Source organism: Aeromonas sp. 95A, from assembly GCF_051919235.1.
GTDB classification, from domain to species: Bacteria; Pseudomonadota; Gammaproteobacteria; order Enterobacterales; family Aeromonadaceae; genus Aeromonas; species Aeromonas veronii.
In genome coordinates, this window is the sequence record NZ_JBQBFC010000001.1 from 356867 (window position 1) to 370506 (window position 13640).

General features: G+C 60.6%; 11 protein-coding genes. 5 read left to right on the forward strand and 6 right to left on the reverse strand.

Annotation, left to right across the window (positions count from 1 at the left end; translation table 11 throughout):
* Window positions 1–56 precede the first annotated feature (56 nt).
* On the forward strand, window positions 57–1223 hold the full coding sequence (gene sucC, locus ACTG2U_RS01580) for an ADP-forming succinate--CoA ligase subunit beta (RefSeq protein WP_005361097.1): 1167 nt from the start codon (window positions 57–59) through the stop codon (window positions 1221–1223).
* Window positions 1223–2095: a succinate--CoA ligase subunit alpha gene (gene sucD / locus ACTG2U_RS01585; protein ID WP_005333542.1), complete on the forward strand. Its 873-nt coding sequence runs from the start codon at window positions 1223–1225 to the stop codon at window positions 2093–2095. Before sucC ends, sucD begins: the two co-directional genes overlap by 1 nt.
* Before the next feature lie 116 nt (window positions 2096–2211).
* Here sucD and ACTG2U_RS01590 read toward each other — a convergent pair whose 3' ends face one another.
* The 6 genes from ACTG2U_RS01590 to phnR form a co-directional block, all read right to left on the reverse strand.
* Entirely contained in the window at window positions 2212–3093 is an 882-nt protein-coding gene (locus ACTG2U_RS01590; protein WP_439973922.1) for a DUF4062 domain-containing protein, read from the reverse strand.
* A 488-nt stretch (window positions 3094–3581) separates the two neighbouring features.
* Window positions 3582–4988 carry an FAD-dependent oxidoreductase gene (locus ACTG2U_RS01595; protein ID WP_439973923.1) on the reverse strand — a complete coding sequence of 469 codons (1407 nt, stop codon included), beginning with the start codon at window positions 4986–4988 and terminating at the stop codon, window positions 3582–3584.
* A gap of 18 nt (window positions 4989–5006) precedes the next feature.
* Window positions 5007–6743: a putative 2-aminoethylphosphonate ABC transporter permease subunit gene (locus ACTG2U_RS01600; RefSeq protein WP_439973924.1), complete on the reverse strand. Its 1737-nt coding sequence runs from the start codon at window positions 6741–6743 to the stop codon at window positions 5007–5009.
* Complete coding sequence (locus ACTG2U_RS01605) at window positions 6740–7834, reverse strand: putative 2-aminoethylphosphonate ABC transporter ATP-binding protein (protein WP_064335907.1); 1095 nt, start codon at window positions 7832–7834, stop codon at window positions 6740–6742. The genes ACTG2U_RS01600 and ACTG2U_RS01605 overlap by 4 nt, the downstream gene beginning before the upstream one ends.
* 272 nt (window positions 7835–8106) lie before the next feature.
* Window positions 8107–9126 (reverse strand): putative 2-aminoethylphosphonate ABC transporter substrate-binding protein, encoded by a 1020-nt coding sequence (locus ACTG2U_RS01610; RefSeq protein ID WP_439973925.1) that lies wholly within the window; start codon window positions 9124–9126, stop codon window positions 8107–8109.
* 120 nt (window positions 9127–9246) lie between these two features.
* A complete protein-coding gene (phnR, locus tag ACTG2U_RS01615) occupies window positions 9247–9954 on the reverse strand; it encodes a phosphonate utilization transcriptional regulator PhnR (protein ID WP_005352498.1) in 708 nt (235 codons plus the stop codon).
* A gap of 265 nt (window positions 9955–10219) precedes the next feature.
* Between phnR and phnW the strand changes: the two genes are divergently transcribed.
* From phnW to phnX, 3 genes are read left to right on the forward strand one after another with little or no spacing between them, the layout of a single operon-like run.
* Entirely contained in the window at window positions 10220–11362 is a 1143-nt protein-coding gene (gene phnW / locus ACTG2U_RS01620) for a 2-aminoethylphosphonate--pyruvate transaminase (RefSeq protein WP_439973926.1), read from the forward strand.
* Window positions 11359–12798 carry an aspartate aminotransferase family protein gene (locus ACTG2U_RS01625; RefSeq protein ID WP_429013420.1) on the forward strand — a complete coding sequence of 480 codons (1440 nt, stop codon included), beginning with the start codon at window positions 11359–11361 and terminating at the stop codon, window positions 12796–12798. Before phnW ends, ACTG2U_RS01625 begins: the two co-directional genes overlap by 4 nt.
* On the forward strand, window positions 12791–13630 hold the full coding sequence (gene phnX / locus ACTG2U_RS01630; protein WP_439973927.1) for a phosphonoacetaldehyde hydrolase: 840 nt from the start codon (window positions 12791–12793) through the stop codon (window positions 13628–13630). Before ACTG2U_RS01625 ends, phnX begins: the two co-directional genes overlap by 8 nt.
* Window positions 13631–13640: the final 10 nt, after the last annotated feature.

Sequence of the window (13640 nt, forward strand, 5' to 3'; positions counted from 1 at the left end):
GGGATTGAGAAACACCAGCCCCGGACGGAAATACCTACAACACGGATAGAGCATCTATGAATCTGCATGAATATCAGGCAAAACAGCTGTTTGCCGAGTATGGCCTGCCGGTCTCCGAAGGTTATGCCTGTGCTACCCCACAAGAAGCGGCCGAAGCGGCCGACAAGATTGGCGGCAATACCTGGGTCGTCAAATGCCAGGTACACGCCGGTGGCCGCGGTAAAGCGGGCGGCGTGAAAGTGGCCAAGAGCAAGGATGAGATCCGTGCTTTTGCCCAAAACTGGCTTGGCAAAAATCTGGTGACCTACCAGACCGACGCCAACGGCCAGCCGGTCACCAAGATCCTGGTTGAATCTTGCACCGACATCGCCAAAGAGCTCTACCTGGGCGCCGTGGTTGACCGTGGTTCGCGCCGCGTGGTCTTCATGGCCTCGACCGAAGGTGGCGTGGATATCGAGAAGATTGCCCACGAAACCCCCCATCTGATCCACAAAGCGGCCATCGATCCGCTGGTGGGTCCGCAGGCTTATCAGGCTCGCGAACTGGCCTTCAAACTGGGTCTGGTCGGCGATCAGATCAAACAGTTCACCAAGATCTTCATGGGTCTGGGCCAGATGTTCCTGGATTGCGATTTCGCGCTGCTGGAGATCAACCCGCTGGTGATCACCGCGCAGGGCAACCTGCACTGCCTGGATGGCAAGATCAACATCGACGCCAACGCCCTCTATCGTCAGCCCAAGTTGCGCGAGATGCACGACCCGTCACAGGATGACCCCCGCGAAGCGCACGCCGCCCAGTGGGAGCTCAACTATGTGGCCCTCGATGGCAACATCGGCTGCATGGTCAACGGCGCGGGTCTGGCCATGGGCACCATGGATATCGTCAACCTGCACGGCGGCAAGCCGGCCAACTTCCTTGACGTCGGCGGCGGCGCCACCAAGGAGCGCGTAACCGAGGCGTTCAAGATCATCCTCTCCGACAGCAACGTCAAAGCGGTGCTGGTCAACATCTTTGGCGGCATCGTGCGCTGCGACATGATCGCGGAAGGCATTATCGGTGCGGTCAAGGAAGTGGGGGTCAAGGTGCCCGTCGTGGTCCGTCTGGAAGGCAACAACGCCGAGCTGGGTGGTATCAAGCTGGCCGAGAGCGGCCTCAACATCATTGCGGCCAAGAGTCTGACCGATGCCGCGCAGCAAGTCGTCAAAGCAGCGGAGGCCAACTGATGAGCGTACTGATCAACAAGGACACCCGAGTCATCTGCCAGGGCTTTACCGGCGGTCAGGGTACTTTCCACTCCGAGCAGGCGCTCTCCTACGGCACCCAGTTGGTCGGCGGCGTCTCCCCGGGCAAGGGTGGCACCACCCATCTGGGCCTGCCGGTGTTCAACACCGTTCGTGACGCAGTCGAAGCGACCGGCGCCACCGCCTCCGTCATCTATGTGCCGGCACCGTTCTGCAAGGACGCGATCCTGGAAGCGATCGACGCGGGCATCAAGCTCATCGTCACCATCACCGAAGGCATCCCGACCCTGGATATGCTGGACGTCAAAGTGAAGCTGCAAGAGACCGGTGTGCGGATGATCGGCCCCAACTGCCCGGGTGTGATCACCCCGGGTGAGTGCAAGATCGGCATCATGCCGGGCCACATTCACAAGCCGGGCAAGGTGGGCATCGTCTCCCGCTCCGGCACCCTGACCTACGAAGCGGTCAAGCAGACCACTGACGAGGGCTTTGGCCAGTCCACCTGCGTCGGTATCGGCGGCGACCCCATCCCGGGCTCCAACTTTATCGACATTCTGGAGATGTTCCAGAACGACCCGCAGACCGAAGCGATCGTGATGATTGGCGAGATCGGCGGCAACGCCGAGGAAGACGCGGCCGCCTATATCAAGGCCCACGTCACCAAGCCGGTGGTCTCCTATATCGCCGGTGTTACTGCACCTCCCGGCAAGCGGATGGGCCACGCTGGCGCCATCATCTCCGGTGGCAAGGGTACCGCAGCCGAGAAGTTTGCCGCGCTGGAAGATGCTGGCGTGAAAACCGTCCGCTCCTTGGCCGATATCGGCAAGGCCCTGCGCGAAGTGACCGGCTGGTAATTCTGTTTAGCCCGTTATCTCTAATAAAAGTGCCGCCCGATGGGCGGCTTTTTTATGGCTATAGTCATCTTTTCTGAATATCAAAAATTAATTATTCGAACTCATGCTGGTTATTTTTAAATACTATCCTTTCTAAAACCATCCATATAATAAACGGTTGAGTGCCCTCCGTTTTGTGTTCGGTATACCTTAACACCTTTTTCTACTATAACAGAGACTGATGATGCCCCATATAAACTAGGAAGTATAAAGTCTTGGTCGGCGAATCTAACATTATGGCTATGACGGATTACAGCATCGTCATAATTATTTTTTGCACCATTAATCCAAGTCTGAATTTCGGCTTGAGTTGCTGGTTTTGTTTTTTCCATAAACTGAGAATAAATGAGAGACTCATATTCAACCATTTTTTGGCGTAAGTCATTTACTTCATGTTTTAAATGAAATAACTCGCCTTCTGCTCGACGAAATTCTTGACTAACTTCTTGTGTATTTTGAAAGTCACCACGTACCCAACCTACGGTCGGATAGCTGTCCACTGCTTGATGTAAACTTGTCATTGCTTGATAGCCAAGCTGATCTTTATTGCTCCAAAACTTTACTATACGACCCTGTGTCGCCTTGCACCTAAAGGCATCCAGTTTTTCTCTAAGCACGGGATCTTTGTCTATTACCTTAGCAGTGAAACTATCAGGTGATTCATGTACAAATGCTAAAACGACTTTGTTTTTTAATATGGCATAATCATATTCTTTCTCTGTAAAACTAATTCCATCGGTAGTCAGTGAACCATAACGGCCACCAATTACTAAAATATAGTAATCGCTATCGTCGATTACTTTTTGAATATATCCAAATTGCTCTTCATTTGTCGCTGGAAACGACTCCATACCAAGTGGTATATAGCCCATGTCTATGACAAGCTTTCTAATGGTTTCACGTTCATCCTCGAGGTCAATAAAAGTAGAGCTTATAAATACAGAGTACTTCTTTTTCATCGCAAAAACACCTCGAGAATATTTGTGTGAAATAGTTTGTTCGAATAGAGAAGCGTATTCGGACGTCTGTGCGATGTATTATGCCACAGACATTTTTTGCTACCAGTGACAAGCCCCTCAATATGGTTGTTTTGATACAATCAATCTCGTATGTTGGGCTAAAAAGGTAGGTTGGTGCTGAACGAAGTGAAGCCCAACGTTTACCGTGAAATATGCTTGTCAATCAGTCTTATGGCTTAGCCACGTCCTTGTTTATTCCGCCCTGGTTGGCGTAATCATGCTCGTCTGTTGGGCTTCGCTACGCTCTGCGCCAACCTACAAATCACGCTATCTCAACCCTGCCGCCGCTGGGGCCCATCAGCGGATCACGCTTAGCGATAATGCCCCTCAGAGTTCACCTGTAAAAATGCCGACCCTCGGGTCGGCATTTTCAAGAAATAGGGTGTGGGGCGAAATAGTATGGGAAATGGTTGCCCTCTATCGCCGAACTATTTATCCGCCTTGCCCGCCGCATCGGCAAGTTTGGCCAGCTGTTTGTCATACCAGGCCACCGGACGGTTCTCATCTTCCGCCCGCTCCTTGCGCCGGATGGCATTGCGTACCGCCATGGCACCCAGCCAGCGGAATGGCTCGGGCGGGAAGTAGCCACGCGGGCCGCTGACCAGCGCGCAGTCGCGCCACGGCTTGTCCTCCTCCCGCACTTCATCGCGCACCAAAGTTGCCAGGATCTGGCCACCCATCCAGCTCTGCGCCACCCCGTTGCCGGAGTAGCCGAGGCCATAGACGATATTGGGCTGCCCTCGCCAGTGGCCGAAGAAGGGGAGGCCATCCACCGAGCGGTCGGAGGCGCCGCACCAGCTGGCGGCGATGGGCACCTCTTTAAGCGCCGGAAAGAAGCGGCGCAGGGTGCGGGTGAGGGGGGCAAGATAGCGGCTCGGCGCATCAAACTCGGCTAGATGGCGGTTGGCAAAGGCGAAGGTGTTGCCCCCCTTGCCCAGCATCAGCCGTCCTTGCGGGGTGGAGCGGTAGTAATGGACAAAGGTGCGGCCATCCACCACGGAGCGGCCGTGCTCAAGCTGCTGGGCGGCCAGTGCATCCGGCGCGGGATCGGTTATCACCATATCGGAGGAGACCAGCACTATGCTGCGGCGAAACTCGCGAAAGTGCTGCACCATGGCGCTGTTGAGGGCCAGTACCACCTTGCGGGCACGTACCTCCCCCTGCGGCGTTTGCACCCGCGCTGGCTGGCCTGCCTCAAGGCGCTGCATGGGGGAGTGCTCATAGACCTCGACCCCCAGTTCCCGCGCTACCCGCAGCAGGCCGCGCACCAACAGTGCCGGTTGCACCGAACCGGCGTGGGGGCTGTAGAGCCCCTCCAGATGAACGTGGGAGCCGCTCTGGCTCGCCAGTTCACCCTCCGCAATCGCCTGCCACTGGTTAAGATCGGCTCGCTGTAGCTCCCGCAATACCGGCTCCATCAGGCCACGCTGGGCCTCGCTGGTGGCTGTGTAGCAGGTGCCCTCGACCCTCAGCTCTGCTTCTATGCTGTACGTTTCGCAGAAGTGGGCGATCTCGTGTACCGCCTGCTCGGATCTTTGTACCAGCCAGGCGGCCTGCTGCTCGCCAAAGAGGCGCTTTAACGTCAGGTATTTGGCCGACCAGGTGAGCAAACAGCCGCCGTTGCGCCCGGAGGCGCCGCTGCCGCAGCGATCTTTTTCCAGCACCATGATGCGCAAGTGTGGCTCGGCCTGTTTAAGGGCGATGGCGCTCCACAGCCCGGTAAAGCCGCCACCGACGATGCAGACATCGGCCTCGTGGTGGCTGACTAGGGGCGTGGGCAGCGCGGGCTGTTCGGCGGCGAGCGCTTCGGCTAGCCAGAAGGGGAGAGTGGACATGATGACTCCTCGATAAGGTTATTGGTGGCGCCAGCGCTGGGTGCGATCCAGCAGGGCGCGGCTCAAAAAGAGCTGGAGCAGCTTGACGGTGGCGGCGGCCAGCAGGATCAGGGTGGCCATGGCGGCGGCCGCGGCGGTATCGCCGGAATCCTCCATGTTCAGCACGGCGATGGAGGCGAGCACGCTGTCGCTCGAATAGAGGAAGATCACCGCCGAGGTGGTGGTCATGGCGTTGACGAACAGATAGATAAAGATCTCCAGCAGTGCGGGCAGGGAGGCGGGCAGGGTGACTCGCCAGAACGCCTTCCAGAGCGGAATGCGCAATGAGATGGCCACCAGCTCCAGCTCCTTGGGCAACTGCTTGAGGCTGGTCAGCGCCGTCATATGGCCCACCGTGTAGTAGTGGATGACGCAGGAGAGCACCATCAGCGGCAGAGTGCCATAGAGGCTGCCAAAGAGCGGATTGCCGTTGAAAAAGAAGATGTAACCCAGCCCCAGCACCATGCCGGGTACTGCCAGCGACAGCATGGCAAGCAGATGCAACAGCTGGCGCAGCGGCGCAAAGTGGCGCCCCTTCTCCTGTGCCCAGGCCAGCACCATCACCAGCACGGTACCGATAAGCGCGGTATAGAGGCCCAGCTGCAAGGTGTTGGTAAAGGGCTGCCAGCCATAGACGCTGTTGCTGTCAAAAGCGTAGTGATCCAGCGTCAGCCCGAGGTTGTAGGGCCAGAACTGCACCAGCGAGCCGTAGACTGCCATGCCCACCAGCGCCAGAAACAGCAGGGCCCAGAGGGTACACCAGCCGAGCGCCAGCAGATCCCGCAGCCGATGGGGCTTGGGCTGATAGGGCACCGCCTTGGTGCTGCTCTGCTCCTGCATCTTGCTGCGTACCCTGTGCTCCAGCGCAAAGCTCAACAGTGCCGGCAGCAGCAGGGTGACGCTGGCAACGGCGCCGAGGGAGAAGTTCTGCATCCCGATCACCTGCCGGTAGATATCGGTAGCCAGCACGCTGTACTGGCCGCCAATCACCTTGGCAACCCCGAAGTCGCAGATGGTGAGGGTGAAGACCGCGATGGCGGCGCTGAGCAGGCCATAACGGGCGGTAGGCAGGGTGACGGTGACAAAGGTGCGCCAGCCGCTGCTGCCGAGTACCCGGGAGGCTTCATAGAGGCGGGCATCGCTCTGACCCAGCGCCGTGATAAGGATCATCAGGGCGTGAGGGAAGCACCAGAAGCCAAGACCGATGACGATGCCGATGGGGCCGTAGATGCTCTCGCCGCCGAGCAGCCCCTTGGCGATCCCCTGATTGCCAAACCAGTAGACCAGACTGATGGCGGGCAACAGGGAGGGCATCAACAGCGGGATCAAACCGATGAGGCGAAACAGGGGCTTGCCCGGCATACAGGTGCGGGTGAGGGCGTAGGCGTAGCCAAAGGCGATGGTCACCACCAGCGCGGTGATCAGCACCCCGAGCCAGAGGGTGTTGCCGATGGTGCGCCCCAGATGGGGGGAGTCGAAGTAGGCGCTGAAATTGGCAAGGCCTATCCAGAGGCCGTTCTCATCCTGCAGGCTTTTTTGCAACATGGTGAGCAGCGGCAGCAGCAGACCGCCGGTGAGCAGAGCGATGCCGAGCACCAGCAGGATCAGTTGCAGCAGCTGATCCCGGCTCCAGCCGCGACAGAGCCGCTGCCAGCGAGAGTCTTGGCGGGCTGTCGCTGGCGGCAACAGGGAGGAGGTCGCGAAGGGGGCTGTCATGGGCGATCTCCTTCAAACAGCTGCATCGCACCGGCGGGCCAGTGCAGCGAGCAGCGCATGCCGCTGCGCCAGCCCCCTTGTTCGTGGCGGGGCAACTCGTGGGTCGGGCGCTCCACCAGAATTTGCTGTGGGCCCAGATAGGTGTCGGCGGTGCAGATCAGTCGCTGGGCGGCGCCGAGAAACTCCACCTGATCGATGGTTGCTTCAACGCCATGTTGCCCAAGGTGCGGCTCGTTCGGCGCGCTTAGCGTGATTGCCTCGGGGCGGATCGCCACCTGCAATTTGCTGCCGGCAGCGGCCTGGTTGGCAAGTGTCAGCGGTTGTTCGTTGAGGCGCACCTGATTGGGGCTCAGCACCAGGGTCTCGAGGAAGTTCATGGTACCGACAAAGCTTGCCACGAAACGGCTGGCAGGCTGGTGGTAGATCTCCTGCGGGGTGCCCACCTGTACGATGCGGCCGCCCTCCATCACCACGATGCGGTCGGCCATGGTCAGCGCCTCTTCCTGATCGTGGGTCACCATGATGGTGGTGATGCCAAGGCGCTGCTGCAGGGCGCGGATCTCGCTACGAAGATGGGTGCGTACCAGTGCATCCAGCGCGCTGAGCGGCTCGTCCAGCAGCAGCAGGCCGGGGGAGAGGGCCAAGGCCCGGGCCAGCGCCACCCGCTGCTGCTGGCCGCCGGAGATCTGGCTCGGGTATTTGTGGGACTGGGCAGTGAGATCCACCAGCCCCAGCCAGTGATCGACCCGCTCCTTGATGAGATCCCGCGCCAGCCCCTGATTCTCAAGGCCGAAGGCGATGTTCTGGGCCACCGTCAGGTTGGGGAAGAGAGCATAGGACTGAAACACGATGCCAAAATCGCGCTCCTGGGGCGGCAGGCGGGAGATATTGCGCCCTCCTTGCCAGATCTCGCCGCTGTCTGGTAGATCCAGCCCGGCGATGGCTCTGAGCAGGGTAGTTTTGCCGCAGCCGGAGGGGCCGAGAAAGCAGATAAACTCCCCCGGCTCAATGGTCAGAGAGATCCCCTTGAGGGCCTGAAAAGCACCGAACTGCTTGTTGAGATGTTGAATGTCCAGATAGGGCTGGGTCATGGTTCGACTCGCTACTGATTTGGTATATACCAGTTTGCGGGTAAAGTGTGACGGTCAGGTGATCGGGAGATGACAGCTTGATGACAGTCAAATGACATCGGGTCGCCAGCAAGTGACTGGGCACTGTGCGAATGGACTAAGCATCGCTAATTGAAGGCAATGCAAACTCGGGAAGTTAAAACCAAAAAGCGAAGGCCAACAGCTGTTGGCCTTCGACTGGCAGTTTATTGGCAGCGGTGTGTCTGGCGTGAACAAACCGCCGCCCTTCACGCTTACTGTTTGGCTTCGGTCTTGCCGTCGAAGCTGGCGCTCCACTGGGCCAGGATGGCGTTACGTTCGCGGGCTGCCCAGCTAAAGTCGTTGTCGATCATCTGGCCTTTGATATCCGCCGGATAGCCCGCTCTCGGTTGGGCTACATCGGGGATGGCGACCACGGCGAACGACTTGTTGTAGAGGGCGTTGGCCTGTTCGGTGGCGGCAAAGTCGAGCAGCTGTTTGGCTGCTTCCAGCTTGGGGGTGCCCTTGATGATGGCGGCGGCTTCCATATCCCAGCCCGACCCCTCTTTCGGGAACACCACCTCGATGGGGGCACCCTTGGCCTTGAGGCTGGTAGCCGGGAAGTCGAAGGAGATACCGATCACCGTTTCACCGCTGGCGGCCAGCTTGCAGGGGGCGGAGCCCGAGTGGGTGTAACGGTCGATGTTCTGGTGCAGGCCGTTCATGAATTGCCAGCCCTGCTGCTCGCCCATGGTCTGCAGCCAGCCAGCAACGCTCAGGTAACCGGTGCCGGAGGAGCTGGGGTTGGGCATGATCACCTTGCCCTTGTAGATGGGCTTGGTGAGGTCGGCCCAGCGGGTGGGGGCCGGGATCCCCTGTTTCTCCGCCTCTACCTTATTGAAGCAGATGGCGCTGAAGAAGGCGTCCAGACCGATCCAGTGCGGCTCGGCCTTGCTGTCGCGAAAGCGGCTGTCGAGCTTCTCCAGTCCTTTCGGTGCATAGGCATTGAGCATCTGCTGCTGATCGAGCTGCATCAGGCTGGTGGCGGCCAGTCCCCACACCACATCCGCTTTGGGCTGCGCTTTTTCTGCCAGCAAGCGGGCGGTGACCACGCCGGTGGAGTCACGCACCCACTTGATGTTGATGTCCGGATGCTGGCGCTCGAACGCGGTTTTCAGCTCGTTGAGCTGCTCCGGTTCGAAGGCGGTGTAGACGGTGAGATCGGTCGCGGCCAGTGCCGGGGCGGTCATGGCAGCCAGCACGGCGGCGGCCAGCAGATGGGTTCCCTGTTTCATCCTCTTCTCCAGTTAAATTGGTTTGGTATAAACCAGATTGGTCGAGAGAGAGGCTAGGGGATCTTTATGACGTGACCGTGACAGCCCCGTGACGTTTTGCCGTTCCTGATTTGTTCGTGACTAATCCTGGGTATCCACCTCGATCTCCAGACTGTCGTGGCGCCAGTACTCCAGATCGAAGTCGAGCACCCGGCCGTGCTGATCGAAGTTGAGTCGCTCGAGGCGCAGGGCGGGTAGACCGGCGGTGGCTCCCAGCGCCTTGGCCACCTCGTCCGGTAGGGCGGTGGGAAAAAAGCGCACCTGCATGCGGGCGTAGTGGAGATCGTAATGGGCCTGGTAGATCTCGGTCAGGCTGCCGTTGAGATCCAGCGCCAGCAGGCCGGGCACTCGCTCAGGCAGGCAGTGGTTCTCGCAGTAGCAGATGGCGCGCCCGTTGGCGTAGCGCAACCGTTTTAGCAGAAACAGGCTGTCGAACGGCTTGAGCTGCAGCTGCGCCATCAACGCGGGCGGTACCGCCTGACGGCTTTTCTCCAGCAGCTCGGTGTGCGGCTCACCCCCTTGCTCCCGCACTATCTGGTGAAAGTTGGAGGTGCGTCTGGGGTTCAAGCGAAAGCGTGGCGGGGTGACGAACCAGCCGCGGCGATCCTCCCGATAGATAAGGCCGTTCGCCTCCAGCTGAACCAGTGCCTCGCGAATGGTAACCCGGGTGGTGCCATAGAGTTCCCCCAGCAGCCGCTCGGAGGGGAGCTTGTCGTTGGGGGCCAGACCCCCCGCCAGGATCTGGTTGGCGAGGGCATCCTTGATCTGCAGATATTGCGGTTTGCTCATGAAAATCCCTGGTTTTGCAATAAGTTGTGCAATGAGTTGGGCAATGGACTGGGCACTGGGCTGGTCATCTGCCCGGTGGCTAAACGGCGACATCAACATGCATTGGTAGATACCAGAATCGCCCCTGCTGTTCAGGCTTCCTAGATTATCGCGATCCCGACGCTGAAAATGAATTTTTTGTTGCACGTAGCCCCACCCCTTTGACCTTGGCGGGGCAGTTACCCACAATGCGCTCATTCTGGTATATACCAAAAGGAGCGAAGTCATGACCCATATTCCTGCGGCCCCTGCTGCCGTCGATTACCTGCTGCTGACCCCGGGCCCCCTCTCGACCACCGCCACGGTGCGTGCCGCCATGCTGCAAGACAGCTGTACCTGGGATGCGGACTACAACCAGGGGGTGGTGGAGCCCATCCGCCGCGAGCTGGTGCGCCTCGCCACTGGCCCGGAATATCAAAGTGACTACAGTGCCGTCTTGCTGCAGGGGAGCGGCAGCTATGTGGTGGAGAGTGTGCTGGGCTCGGCGATCGGCGTCGATGAGTGTCTGCTGATCATCAACAACGGCGCCTATGGTGCCCGCATGGGGGAGATGGCCCGCTGCCTTGGCCTGCGCCACCACGAGCTGGATTGCGGCGAGACGACCCGCCCGGAGCCCGCCGCCATCGAGGCGATGCTGGCGCGCCACCCCGAGATCACCCATCTGGCCATGGTGCACTGCGAGACCACCACCGGCATGCTCAACCCCCTTGAGGAGGTAGCTGAGCTCTGCCAGCGCCGCGGCATCCGCCTGATCGTCGATGCCATGAGCAGCTTTGGCGGCATCCCCATCGACATGGGGCGCCTTGGCATCGAGTTTCTCATCAGCTCGGCCAACAAGTGCATTCAGGGGGTGCCGGGTTTTGGCTTTGTCATCGCTCGCCGCGCCGCGCTGGCGGCCTGCGCCGGTCGTGCTCGCTCGGTCTCCCTCGACCTGCACGCCCAGTGGCAGACCATGGAGCAGCAGGGGGGCAAGTGGCGCTTTACCTCGCCCACCCATACCGTGCTCGCCTTTGCCCAGGCCCTGCGCGAGCTGGACGAGGAGGGGGGCATCGCCGCCCGCCATCAGCGTTACAGTGAAAATCAGCGCACGCTGGTGGCGGGGATGGCTGCCCTCGGCTTTGCGCCACTGCTGCCAGAACAGTGGCAATCTCCCATCATCACCGCCTTCTACTCTCCGACCCACCCTGACTACCGCTTCGCCGACTTCTACCAGCGGCTCAAGGCGCAGGGCTTTGTCATCTATCCGGGCAAGGTCTCCCAGGCCGATTGCTTCCGTATCGGCAATATCGGCGACGTGACCCCTGAGCGGGTGCGCGATCTGCTCGCCGCCATGGCCAGCGCCTGCTACTGGCAAGGGGACGCGCGATGACCAGCATGCTGGCTCAGGGTCGTGATCTGCGTGGCCGCGATTTGCATGACCATAAGCTGCACGGCAGCGGCCGCGCCGACAGCGAAGGGGATATCAACCTCGGCGAGGGGCGGGCGCGTTGGTGGGCTGACCAGAGCGAGGCGGTGCAGGCGGGATTGGCGGAGGATAGCCGCTACTTCCTCCATCAGGCACTCTCCACCCCCTGTCTGGATTTGATCGAGGGGGCGCAGGGGAGCTGGTTGACCAGCGTATCGGGCAAGCGTTACCTCGATTTTCACGGCAACAGCGTCCATCAGCTGGGCCACGGCCACCCCAGGGTGGTGGCCGCGGTGCAACAGCAACTCGCCGATCTGCCGTTTGCGCCCCGCCGCTACACCCATCAGGTTGCCATCGACTGTGCCCGCACCTTGGCCGAGCTGGCCCCCGGCGATCTCAACCGGGTGCTGTTCGCCCCCGGCGGCAGCGAGGTGGTGGGGATTGCTCTAAAGCTCGCCCGTTTTATCACCGGCAACAGCAAGGTGGTATCCCTGTGGGATGCCTTTCACGGCGCCTCCCTCGATGCCATCTCGGTCGGCGGCGAGGCCTGTTTTCGCGCCGGTATGGGCCCGCTGATGGCCGGAGTGGAGCGCATCCCGCCGCCCACCCGTTATCGCGGCGTCTGGTATCGCGGGGAGGGGGATGACCTGCACTACGCCGATTATCTGGAGTACGTCATCGAGAAGGAGGGAGGGATCGGCGCCTTTATCGCCGAACCTATTCGCAACACCGATGTGCAGGTGCCCTCGAAGGCCTACTGGCAGCGGGTGCGGGAGATCTGCGATCGCCACAAAGTGCTGCTGATCGTCGACGAGATCCCCAATGCCCTGGGGCGCACCGGCCACTGGTTCAGCTTTGAAGAGTTCGGCATCGAGCCCGACATCATCTGTCTGGGCAAGGGGCTGGGGGGCGGGGTGGTACCGTTTGCCGCGCTCATTACCCGCGACCGGTTCAATCAGGCGGCGGCCATCTCGCTCGGTCACTACACCCACGAGAAGAGCCCTATCGGCTGCGCGGCGGCCCTCGCCACTATAGAGACAATCCGCGAAGCTGGATTGCTGGCAAAAGCGCAGGAGGATGGCCGTTTTATGGCGGCCGAGCTCGGCAAGTTGGCTAAGCGTCACCCGCTGATCGGGCAGGTGCGCGGTATCGGTTTGCTCTGGGCGCTCGATCTGGTGGTCGATCACCAGAGTCGCACCCGCAACAGCCAGGCCACCGAGCGGCTGCTCTACCGCTGTCTGGAGCTGGGGCTCAGCTTCAAGGTCTCCCAGGGCAATGTCATCCAGCTCTCGCCGCCGCTCAATATCGCCCGCGCCGATCTGGTGCGCGCCATCACCATTCTCGATCGCGCCCTCGGCGAGATCGCACTTTCACCGAAACAGGAACACCACCATGACTGACTTGCAGACTGCCATCGACCCGACCACCGACGTGGAGGCGCTGATCCTCGACTGGGCCGGCACCGTCGTCGATTTCGGCTCCTTCGCCCCCACCTCCATCTTCGTCGAGGCCTTCGCCCGCGCCTATGACTTTGCTGTGACCCTGGACGAAGCACGCCAGCCCATGGGCCTTGGCAAGTGGGATCATATCGCCGCGCTGGGCCGTCTGCCCTCGGTGGATGCGCGCTGGCAGGCCCGCTTCGGCCATCCTATGAGCCACGCCGAGGTGGACCACATTTATCACACCTTTATGCCGCTGCAGATTGCCGCGGTGACCCGCTTTGCCGCCCCCATCCCCGGTGTGCTGCCGGTGCTGGACGCTCTGCGGGTGCAGGGGATGAAAATCGGCTCCTGCTCCGGTTATCCCCGTCCGGTGATGGAGGCGCTGGTACCTGCTGCGGCCGATCACGGCTACCGCCCGGATCACTGGGTCGCCACCGACGATCTAAAGGCTGGTGGTCGCCCCGGTCCTTGGATGGCGCTGGCCAACGTAATTGAGCTGGGAGTGAGCGCGGTGCATCGCTGCATCAAGGTGGATGACGCCGTGCCCGGTATCAGCGAAGGGTTGAACGCGGGCATGTGGACGGTGGGGCTGTCGGTTTCCGGCAACGAATTTGGTGCCACCTGGGACGAGTTTGCCTCCATGAGCGAGGCGGAGATCGCCGCCCGGCGTGCACCGGCCGAGGCCAAACTGCGGGCGGCGGGGGCACACTACGTGATTGATACCCTTGCTGACATCGCCCCGGTTATCGCCGATATCAACCGCCGTCTGGCCGCTGGCGAGCGGCCGTAGGCCATCTGCT